The organism is Thermoanaerobaculia bacterium, from assembly GCA_035260525.1.
Classification (GTDB): Bacteria; Acidobacteriota; Thermoanaerobaculia; order UBA5066; family DATFVB01; genus DATFVB01.
In genome coordinates this window covers 63,192-72,941 of the sequence record DATFVB010000073.1, presented here as the reverse complement: position 1 = coordinate 72,941, position 9,750 = coordinate 63,192, and the positions used below count along the sequence as shown (strand labels likewise).

Sequence of the window (9,750 nt, the reverse complement as noted above, 5' to 3'; positions counted from 1 at the left end):
GCGGCGGGCGCGGCGGCTGCGTGGGCGCTCGACCGCTACGCGCTCGTTCCGCTGCCGGCCGACGTGTACCTCATGTCCCACGTTCCGTTCGCGCTCCATCCTCGGGACCTGGCGCTCGTGATCGCGTTCTCGCTCGCCGCGGCGATGGGCGCGGCGGCGCTCCCCGCGCGCGCCGCGGGCCGCGTCGGTCCGGCGGAAGCGCTCCGCCTCTCGCGATGAGCGTCCCGGTCGTGCGGGCCTGTGCGCTCACGAAGACGTACGGGAGCGGTCCGGCAGCCGTCCGCGTGTTCGAAGAGCTGTCGATCGAGGTCGCCGCGGGGGAGTTCGTCGCGGTCGTCGGGCCGTCCGGATGCGGGAAATCGACCCTCCTCCACCTGCTCGCGGGAATCGATTCGCCCGATTCCGGGTTCGTGGAGATCGATGGCGTGCGCATGTCGGACCTCGGCCCCGCAGAACGCGCGAAGCTTCGCAACGAGCGGATCGGGTTCGTGTTCCAGTTCCACCATCTCCTGCCGGAGTTCTCGGCGGCCGAGAACGTCGCGCTGCCGCTCCGCATCGCGGCCGTCCCGCCCCGGGAGGCGCGCCGGCGCGCGGGGGAGATCCTGGAGCGCGTCGGCCTCGCCGGCCGCGCCTCGCATTTCCCGGCCGAGATGTCGGGCGGGGAGCTCCAGCGCGCCGCCGTGGGGCGCGCGATCGCGCGGAGCCCCCGCGTGATCTTCGCCGACGAGCCCACGGGCAACCTCGACCGCGAGAACGCGGAACGGGTTTTCCTCCTGCTGCGGGAAGTCCAGCGCGAGAGCGGAGGCAGCGTCGTGCTCGTCACGCACGATCCGGAGCTCGCGTCGCGGTGTGATAAAATTTTCCCGATGTCCACCCCAGGAATTCGCCAGGGAGTGCCCGGAGGGATCGGAAGCCCGGATGTTTGAAAAATACAACGAGAAGGCGAGGCGGGCCCTCTTCTTCGCCCGCTACGAAGCCTCCAAGCTCGGTTCGAAGGTAATCGAATCCGAGCACATCCTGCTCGGCATCCTGCGGGAAGGCGAGGACATCATCAAGGAGATCTTCTCCCGGTTCAACGTCAAGCCCGAGGAGATCCGCCGCGAAATCGAAGGGGACCGGATCTTCGTCGAGCGCATCTCGTCGACCGCCGAGCTCCCGCTCTCGGAGGAGTCCAAGAAAATCCTCGCCTACGCGAGCCACGAGGCGGAGTCGATGGTGCATCCTTACGTCGGAACCGAGCACCTCCTCGTCGGGATCCTGCGCGTCGACGGGTCGGTCGCCGGGCGCCTCCTCACGGCGCGGGGCTTCAACCTCTACGGCGTGCGCGAGGAGACGATCTCGCTCATCAAGGAGCGCGAGGCCTCGAAGCAGAAGAAGGAGCTCCCGTTCCTCGCCGAGTACAGCCGGGACCTGACGGCCGCGGCGAACGCGGGGACCTTCGACCCGCTCATCGGGCGCGACAAGGAAGTCGAGCGAATCATCCAGATCCTCTCCCGCCGGACCAAGAACAACCCGATCCTCCTCGGCGAGCCGGGCGTCGGCAAGACCGCGATCGTCGAGGGTCTCGCCACGCGCATCGTCGAGGGAGCGGTCCCGCTCTTCCTCTCGACGAAGAAGATCCTCGCGCTCGACCTGTCGCTCATCGTCGCCGGAACGAAGTACCGCGGGCAGTTCGAGGAGCGCCTGAAGGGCATCCTGAAGGAGCTCCGCGAGAACAACGACATCATGATCTTCATCGACGAGATCCACTCGCTGATCGGCGCGGGCTCGGCGGAGGGGTCGCTCGACGCCGCCAACATCCTGAAGCCCGCGCTTTCGCGCGGAGAGATCTCCTGCATCGGCGCGACGACGATGCGCGAGTACCGCAAGTACATCGAGAAGGACCGGTCGCTGCTGCGCCGCTTCCAGGCGGTCACGGTCGCGCCGCCGACCGAGACCGAGACGTTCGAGATCCTCGAGGGCGTCAAGGAGCGTTACGAGCAGTTCCACAAGGTCCGGTACTCGTCGGAGGCGATCCGGACGGCGGTGTACCAGTCCAATCGCTACATCACCGACCGCTTTTTCCCCGACAAGGCGCTCGACCTCCTCGACGAGGCGGGCGCGAAGGTGAAGCTGAAGAGGGTCGCCGACACCCAGAACCTGAGGAAGCTCGAGACGGAGACGAAGCAGATCGTCAAGGAGATGAAGAAGGCGATCTCCGACAAGGACTTCGAGAAGGCCGTGTTCCTCCGCGAACGCGAGATCGAGCTCAAGGAGGAGATCGAACGCGCGAAGGCCGCCTCGGCGGACCGGCCGGACTCCTCCCAGGAGGTCACCCGCCAGGACATCGAGGAGATCATCTCCTCCTGGACCGGCATTCCGGTCTCGTCGCTCCAGATGGAGGAGGCGGAGAAGCTCCTCCACATGGAGGACGCCCTGAAGAAGCGGATCGTCGGGCAGGAGCAGGCGGTCGGGGCGATCGCGAAGGCGATTCGCCGTTCGCGGCTCGGGGTGAACAACCCGAACCGGCCGATGGGCTCGTTCATCTTCCTCGGGCCGTCGGGAGTCGGCAAGACGGAGGTCGCGCGGCGGCTGGCCGAGTTCCTCTTCGAGAACCAGAAGGCGCTCGTCCGCTTCGACATGTCGGAATTCATGGAGAAGCACGCGGTCTCCAAGCTGATCGGCTCGCCTCCCGGGTACGTCGGTCACGAGGAAGGCGGACAGCTCACCGAGAAGATCCGGCGCAATCCGTACAGCGTCATCCTGCTCGACGAGATCGAGAAGGCGCATCCCGACATCGCGAACCTGCTGCTGCAGATCCTCGAGGACGGAATCCTGACGGACGCATACGGCAACGTCGTCGATTTCAAGAACACGCTGATCATCATGACCTCCAACATCGGGACGCGGCACCTCGTCACACAGACGCGGATGGGCTTCGGCGACTCGAAAGAGCCGCGCACCCACCGCGAGATCGAGGACCTCGTGTTGAAGGAGCTGCGGCGCGACTTCTCGCCCGAGTTCATCAACCGCATCGACGACGTGATCGTCTTCCACCCGCTCTCCCACGAGGAGCTCCAGCGCGTGTGCCGGCTGCTCATTTCCGACGTCAACGAGGCGCTTCGGTACAAGAACGTGACGGTGGAGATCGACGACGAGGCGATCGAATGGCTCCTCGTTCGCTCCGGGGAAGATCCCCACATGGGCGCGCGTCCCCTGCGGCGGGCGATCCAGAAGTACGTCGAGGACCGAATCTCCGAGTCGCTGATCGTGGATCGTGAGGAGAAGATCAGCAGCTTCTCCGTCACCGTGGAGGGTGACGAGCTCTCGGTCGCCGCGCGCGACAAAGAGACCGTGAGCCAGGTAGACTGATCGTTGAAGCGGCTCGTCCAGATCGCCGCGGCGGGTGTCCTGTCCCTGTGCGCGGCCGCGGCGAGCGGCCAGATCTCGCCCGTCCCCGCGCCGGCCGCGCCGCCTCCTCCCGCGCCCCCCGGTAGCGCGCCGGCCGCGCCGCCATCGGCGGCCCTCCCCGGTAACGCCCCGAAGATCGTCGGCTTGCGCATGATCGGCTCGACCGCCGTGTCGCCCGATACGGTCCTCTATTACCTGGGCGTGCACGTCGGAGATCCGTACGATCCCGCGAAGATCCGGAAGAACTTCGTGAACCTCTGGAGCTCGGCGCTCTTCGACGACATCCGCGTCGACGCCGACCGCGGACCGGAAGGCGTCACGTTGTTCGTGACGGTCACCGAGCGCCCGACGATCACGTCGGTCGAGTACACCGGCAACAAGAAGCTCTCCGTCTCGCAGTTCCGGGACAAGCTCACGCAGGAGAAGGCCTCCATCAAGACGGGCGCGCCGCTCTCGATGAAAGACGTCGCCGCGGTGTCGCAGGCGATCCGCGACGCGTATCAGGAGAACGGGTTCCGAAGCGTCTCCGTGGACTGGCGAGTCGAAGGGAAAACGAAGACCGACCAGAAGCTCGTCTTCGTCATCGACGAGGGGGAGAAGATCAAGATCTCGGCGATTCGGTTCACGGGGAACCACGTCTTCTCCGCCGCGCGCATCCGGCTCGCCATGAAGAAGACGAAGGTGAACACGGTCTGGCGCCTGCTCTCCGACAAGACCGTCTACAACCAGGCGAACTTCGACGAGGACATCGAGTCGATCAAGCACCTGTACCAGGATTACGGCTACAAGGACGTCGTCGTCAAGGAGCCGCAGCTCGAGATCTACGCCAAGAATCCGGCCCAGAAGAATCCGAAGAAGATCCACAAGCGCGTGCGGATCACGATTCCCCTCGTCGAGGGGGACAAATTCTATTTCGGGAAGATCGACGTGGGGCTCGAGGAGGGCGATCCGAAAGTCTTTCCGAAGGAGGAGCTCCTCCGGGAGTTCCGCTACTGCCGGCCGGGAGCGGTCCTCTCGCGGGCGCGGATGACCGAGGCCCTGTCGGTCATCGAGAGCAAGTACAAGAAGAAGGGGTACATCTACTGGTACGGCGAGCCTCAGTACCAGGCGGTGAGCAAGGACCGCCGGGTGGACATCGTCGTCCGCATGTTCGAAGGAGACCCGTTCCGTCTCGGCCGGCTCGAGTTCACCGGAAACACCGGGACCCGGGACAAGGTTCTCCGCCGCCAGGTCGCGATCGACGAGGGCCAGGTTCTCGACATGGACGCGTTCAAGAAGAGCATCGTGAAGATCTCGCAGCTCGGCTACTTCAAGCTCGGCGAGGACCCGTCCTTCGTTCCGGACAACGCGAAGAAAACCGTCGACGTCACGGTGAAGGGGGAGGAGACCTCGCGCAACGAGCTCAACTTCGGCGCCGGCTACTCCGGGTTCGACGGCTTCTTCGGCCAGTTCTCGTTCTCGACCCGGAACTTCCTCGGGCGGGGGGAGATCATCTCGGCGTCGGTCCAGCTCGGGCGGATCACGAAGCTCTACGACGTCGGCTACACGGTGCCGTGGTTCCGGGACAAGGACCAGACGGTCGGGGGGCAGATCTACAGCCGCCAATCCACCTACCTCGACATCGACGACCGGCGGAAGGGCTTCTCGGTCTTCTGGGGGCGCGCGCTGGGAATATTCGACTCGTACTCGCTGACGTACGGTCTCGAGAGCATCCATTCGCGGTACCCCGTCCAGCCGGCGCCGGTCCCGCCCGGAGCGCCGGTGCCTCCGCTCGCGACGTCGCTCGTCGACGGGACGACCTCCTACGTCAGCCCGGGTTACCGGTACGACTCGACGGACGACCCGATCGACCCCTCGACCGGACGGCGCTTCTTCGTCGCGGTCGAATATGCCGGCCTCGGAGGATCGAACTACTTCGTCAAGCCGAGCCTCGGGGGGACCGCGTACATTCCCTTCCTGCACAACCGGTATTTCGGCGTGCACGCGGAGGCCGCGTACGCGATCCCGATCGCGGGACGGGACCTTCCGATCTTCGAGCGGTTCTCGCTCGGAGGGGAGCAGAACATCCGCGGTTTCCCGATCGGGTCGATCGTTCCGGTCGACCGCGCGCACCACATCTTCGTCGACCCGCAGGGGCGAATTCTCGGGGGCGACAAGTACGCCGTCCTGAACGTGGAATACGTCTTCGCGCGGCTCGGTCCTGTGAAGCTCCTGTCGTTCTTCGACGCGGGGAACACGTGGATCGAGCATCAGTCCTTCGTCATCTCGGACATCCGGAGCTCCGTGGGGCTCGAGATGCGCCTGGTGCTCCCGATCTTCCAGGCCCCGCTCCGGTTCATCTATTCGTGGAATCTGCACCCGATCCAGCCGCTCGACCAGTTCGGGTTTCCGATCTCGCGCTTGAAGGAAAAGCGGAGCGGATTTGACTTCTCGATCGGCACGACGTTCTGATATCCTCCCGCTTTTGCGAGAGTTCTACGGATGGACCCGCGGGGCGCGCGTGCCGCGCGCCGCGACAAGGAGAGCGAATGAAGTTCTGGGCAATCGTGACGATGGCCGGCGCGCTGGCGTTGCCGGCCGCGGCGCAGACGGCGCCGCCGAAAATCGCCGTCATCGACGTGCAGAAGCTCGTCGTCGAATCGGCCGCGGGCAAGGAAGCGCAGGGCCGAGTCAAGAAGATCATCGACGCCAAGCAGGTGGACTCCGAGAAGCTCCAGAAGGAGCTGCAGGCCCTTCAGCAGCGGCTCACCGACCAGGGGCCGTCGATGACCGACGACAAGCGCGAGCAGCTCAACAAGGAGTACCAGGAGAAGGGGATCTCGTACAAGCGATTCCAGGACGACGCCCAGCGGGAGGTCCAGGAGGCGCAGCAGCGGGAGTTGAGCGAGCTCGAGAAGCGGGTCCTTCCCGTGATCAACCAGGTCGGGAAGGAAAAGGGATACACCCTGATCTTCAACAAGTACGCTCCCGGGATGCTCGTCTACGCCGACGAGTCGGTGGACATCACCGAGGAGGTGCTGCGCCGCTTCAACACGCAGGTGACGGCGCCTCCCGTGAAGGAGCCGGCCAAGGCTCCCGCCGGCAAGCCGGCCGCGCCGCCCAAGACGGGCGCGAAGACGCCGCCTCCGCCGCCGGGCGCCCACTGATTCGGTGAAGCCGTTCTCCCTCGCCGAGATCGCCGGGGTGACGGGCGCCACACTCGCCGGCCCCGGCGAACTCGTCTTCCGGGGGTTCGCGCCGCTCGCGGAGGCCGGACCCGACGAGATGAGCTTCGTCGCCGGCCCGCGCAACGCCGCCGCCGCCCGCGCGAGCCGCGCGGGGGCTCTGATCGTCTCGAGCGCGGAGCAGGCCGCCGGCCGCCCCGCGCTGATCCACCCGAACCCGACCGCCGCGTTTGCGGCGGCGCTCGAACACGTCCATCCCGAGGCGCCCGTCGCCCCCGGCCGGGCCGCGACCGCCGTGGTGTCCGCCGAAGCTCGGGTCGGCGCCGGTGCGTCGATCGGGCCGGGAGCCGTGATCGATCGGGGTGCGGTGCTCGGCGAGGGATGTCTCCTCGAGGCGAACGCCTTCGTCGGCGAGGGAGCCCGGCTCGGCTCCGGCGTCCGGCTCGGGGTCGGGGCGGTCGTCGCGGCGGGATGCCGCGTCGGTAATCGTTGCCGGATCGCCGCCGGCGCGGTCGTCGGGGCGGACGGTTTCGGCTATGTCTGGGACGGCTCCGCGCACCGGCGGATCCCGCAGATCGGGATCGTCGTGCTCGAAGACGACGTCGACGTCGGCGCCAACGCGTGCATCGACCGGGCGGCGCTGACGGAGACGCGGATCGGGCGGGGGACCAAGATCGACAATCTCGTGCAGATCGGCCACAACGTCGTGGTCGGCGAGCACTCGATCATCTGCGGACAGACGGGGATCGCGGGTTCGGCGAAGATCGGGAGCGGGGTGACGCTCGCCGGGCAGGTCGGCGTTGCGGACCGGATGGTCGTCGGCGACGGCGCGACGGTATCGGCGCAGGCCGGCGTCATGCGCGAGGTCCAGCCCGGCGCCGTCGTCTCGGGCATGCCCGCCGAGCCGCACGCCGACTTTCTCCGGCGCGAGGCGGCGGCCGACCGGCTGCCGGAGCTGTTCGACCGGGTGCGCGCGCTCGAAGCGCGTTCGAAGGAGGAGTGATGGAGCTGTCGATCCACGAGATCCTTCGGATCCTTCCGCACCGCTATCCTTTCGTTCTCGTCGATCGGATCCTGGAGATGGAGCCCGGCCGGCGGGCCGTGGGGCTGAAGAACGTCTCCTTCAACGAGGAGTTCTTCCAGGGGCATTTTCCCGGCAACCCGGTGATGCCCGGCGTGCTCGTCGTCGAGGCGATGGCGCAGACCGCCGGGGTCTGCCTCCTCGCCTCGGTCGCCGACCGCGAGGAGCGCGTGCCCTATTTCACCGGCATCGACGCGTGCAAGTTCCGGCGCCCCGTCGTGCCCGGCGACCAGCTGCGGCTCGAGGTCGAGATCATCACGACCAAGCTCCGGCTCTGCAAGGCCCGCGGCCGCGCGCTCGTCGACGGCCACCTGTGCGCGGAGGCGATCATCTTCTCCTCGATCGTCGAGAAACCGCGCGGATGATCCACTCGACCGCGATCGTCTCGCCGAAGGCCGAGATCGCCGGCGGGGTGGAGATCGGACCTTACGCCGTCATCGGCGAATTCGTGACGCTCTCGCCGGAATGCCGCGTCGGCGCGCACGCGGTGATCGAGGGACCGGCGTTCTTCGGGGAGGGGAACCGGATCTTCCCGCACGTCGCGCTCGGCCTCGCGCCGCAGGACCTGAAGTATCGCGACGAGAAGACGGAGCTCCGCGTGGGCGCGCGAAACGTCTTCCGGGAGTATTTGACCGTCCATCGCGGGACCGTGGGGGGCGGCGGCGTCACCGTGATCGGCGACGACAACTATTTGATGGCGTACATTCACATCGCGCACGACTGCCGGGTGGGATCGCGGACGATCTTCGCCAACTACGCCGCGCTCGCCGGCCACGTCGAGATCGGCGATGACGCGATCCTGGAGGCGTTCTGCGCGGTCCAGCAGTTCTCGCGCGTGGGGCGGCACGCGTTCGTCGGCGCGATGACGCGCGCGTCGCAGGACGTCCTCCCGTTCGTCAAGACCGTCGGGACCGACGAGGTCCGCACGTACGGCGTGAACACGATCGGCTTGAAGCGCAAGGGATTTTCCGACGAGCGGATCGAGCGCTTGAAGGACATCTTCCGGCTGCTCGCCTCGCCGAGGCTCAACACCTCGCAGGCTCTCGGGCGGATCGAGCAGGAGTTCCCCGACGACCCCGACGCGTCCTACGTCGCCGGGTTCGTCCGGTCGGCGAAACGGGGGGTGCACAAGTGAGCGCTCCGATCGCGATCGGCGTCGCCGGCGTCGGGTCGCTCGGGCGGCACCACGCGCGGGTGCTCGCGGGGCTCGAGGGGGTGCGGGCGGCGGGAGTCTACGACGTGCGGCCCGAGCGCGCGGCCGAGGTGGCGGCCGAATTCGGGATCCCCGCGGCGCCCACCCTCGAGGCGCTGATCGATTCCTGCGAAGCGGTCGTCGTCGCCACGCCGACCGTCGCGCACCGCGACACGGCGGCCGCGGCGCTCGACGCGGGCCGCCACGTGCTCGTCGAGAAACCGATGACCGCGACGCTGGAAGAGGCGGACGACCTGATCGCGCGCGCGGCGCGCCGCGGCGTCGTCCTCCAGGTCGGCCACATCGAACGGTTCAACCCGGCCGTCGAGGCGGCCCTGCCGCTCGCGGCGGGCGCCCGTTTCATCGAGACGCACCGGCTCGGCGTTTTCACCGCGCGATCCCTCGACGTCGACGTCGTGCTGGACCTGATGATCCACGACCTGCAGATCGCCCAGGCGATCGTCGCGCGGCCGGTCGCGGAGGTCCGCGCGGCGGGGGTCGCGGTGCTCACGCCCCGGATCGACATCGCCAACGCCCGGATCGCGTTCGAGGGCGGCTGCGTCGCCAACCTCACGGCCTCGCGCGTATCAGTGGACAAGGTCCGGAAGTTCCGCGTCTTCGCGCCGGAGCACTACGTGTCGATCGACATGGGAACGCAGGAGATCGGCGCGGTCCGCCTTTTGCCCGGTCCCGACGGGAAGCCCGCCATCGTCCCGGCCTCCATTGCGGTCGCCAAGGAGGAGCCGCTGCGCCGGGAGCTCGCCTCCTTCGCCGCGGCCTGCCGCGGGGCGGCGCCTCTGGTCTCGGGGTCGGAAGGGCGTGCGGCCCTCGCGCTGGCGCTCGACGTCCGCGCCGCGATCGAGCAGCACCAGAGGACGGCGGCGACGGGCCGCGCGGTCGTGGCGTGAAGCCGCCGCGAAAGG

9 protein-coding genes are annotated in these 9,750 nt (G+C 67.7%); all 9 read left to right on the top strand.

Annotated features, from left to right (window positions below; all coding sequences use genetic code 11):
• Positions 1–219: ABC transporter permease (locus VKH46_03725; GenBank protein HKB69926.1), on the top strand; the 219-nt coding region annotated here is incomplete at its 5' end.
• On the top strand, positions 216–926 hold the full coding sequence (locus VKH46_03720) for an ABC transporter ATP-binding protein (GenBank protein HKB69925.1): 711 nt from the start codon (positions 216–218) through the stop codon (positions 924–926). The genes VKH46_03725 and VKH46_03720, both read left to right, overlap by 4 nt.
• Entirely contained in the window at positions 919–3,351 is a 2,433-nt protein-coding gene (locus VKH46_03715; protein ID HKB69924.1) for an ATP-dependent Clp protease ATP-binding subunit, read from the top strand. The genes VKH46_03720 and VKH46_03715 overlap by 8 nt, the downstream gene beginning before the upstream one ends.
• A gap of 3 nt (positions 3,352–3,354) precedes the next feature.
• Positions 3,355–5,841 carry an outer membrane protein assembly factor BamA gene (bamA, locus tag VKH46_03710; protein HKB69923.1) on the top strand — a complete coding sequence of 829 codons (2,487 nt, stop codon included), beginning with the start codon at positions 3,355–3,357 and terminating at the stop codon, positions 5,839–5,841.
• Positions 5,842–5,918: 77 nt separating this feature from the next.
• Positions 5,919–6,536 (top strand): OmpH family outer membrane protein, encoded by a 618-nt coding sequence (locus tag VKH46_03705; GenBank protein HKB69922.1) that lies wholly within the window; start codon positions 5,919–5,921, stop codon positions 6,534–6,536.
• A gap of 4 nt (positions 6,537–6,540) precedes the next feature.
• Entirely contained in the window at positions 6,541–7,557 is a 1,017-nt protein-coding gene (gene lpxD / locus VKH46_03700) for a UDP-3-O-(3-hydroxymyristoyl)glucosamine N-acyltransferase (protein ID HKB69921.1), read from the top strand.
• A complete protein-coding gene (fabZ, locus tag VKH46_03695; protein HKB69920.1) occupies positions 7,557–8,000 on the top strand; it encodes a 3-hydroxyacyl-ACP dehydratase FabZ in 444 nt (147 codons plus the stop codon). Before lpxD ends, fabZ begins: the two co-directional genes overlap by 1 nt.
• A complete protein-coding gene (gene lpxA, locus VKH46_03690; protein HKB69919.1) occupies positions 7,997–8,770 on the top strand; it encodes an acyl-ACP--UDP-N-acetylglucosamine O-acyltransferase in 774 nt (257 codons plus the stop codon). Before fabZ ends, lpxA begins: the two co-directional genes overlap by 4 nt.
• A complete protein-coding gene (locus VKH46_03685) occupies positions 8,767–9,735 on the top strand; it encodes a Gfo/Idh/MocA family oxidoreductase (protein HKB69918.1) in 969 nt (322 codons plus the stop codon). The genes lpxA and VKH46_03685 overlap by 4 nt, the downstream gene beginning before the upstream one ends.
• Positions 9,736–9,750: the final 15 nt, after the last annotated feature.

Coding starts and splice junctions, on each gene's coding strand:
- VKH46_03720 (HKB69925.1), top strand. CDS start 216: ATGAGCGTCCCGGTCGTGCGGGCCTGTGCGCTCACGAAGACGTACGGG.
- VKH46_03715 (HKB69924.1), top strand. CDS start 919: ATGTTTGAAAAATACAACGAGAAGGCGAGGCGGGCCCTCTTCTTCGCC.
- VKH46_03705 (HKB69922.1), top strand. CDS start 5,919: ATGAAGTTCTGGGCAATCGTGACGATGGCCGGCGCGCTGGCGTTGCCG.
- fabZ (HKB69920.1), top strand. CDS start 7,557: ATGGAGCTGTCGATCCACGAGATCCTTCGGATCCTTCCGCACCGCTAT.
- lpxA (HKB69919.1), top strand. CDS start 7,997: ATGATCCACTCGACCGCGATCGTCTCGCCGAAGGCCGAGATCGCCGGC.